The organism is Pseudoalteromonas sp. GW168-MNA-CIBAN-0100, from assembly GCF_040309225.1.
GTDB lineage: Bacteria > Pseudomonadota > Gammaproteobacteria > Enterobacterales > Alteromonadaceae > Pseudoalteromonas > Pseudoalteromonas arctica.
The window spans coordinates 1-285 of record NZ_JBEOOL010000448.1 but is presented as its reverse complement, the minus strand read 5'-3'; the positions used below and the strand labels follow the sequence as shown (position 1 = coordinate 285).

Here is a 285-nt window from a genome sequence, read left to right as displayed (position 1 = left end):
GTGATGTATTAGTGTGTATTGGTGCTCGCTTTGATGACCGTGTAACAGGCAACTTAGCTAAGTTTGCTGCAAAAGCAAACGTGATTCATTTAGACATAGATGCAGCCGAGGTCGGTAAACGTAAACCCGCAAAGGCTTCTTTAATTGCTGATTTAAAAACCTCACTTCCCGCCCTTGAGTGCGTCGTTACGCCAAAAGCGTGGTGCGATCATAATAAACAAATGATGGTTAAGCATGCATGGCGCTACGACTATCCTGGTGAAAAAGTATTTGCCCCTTATTTAC

The 285-nt window shown here is 43.5% G+C and carries 1 pseudogene; it reads left to right on the top strand.

What is annotated here, in order from left to right:
- A pseudogene (locus AAEY62_RS21890) lies at window positions 1-285 on the top strand (acetolactate synthase large subunit); the annotation flags it as partial.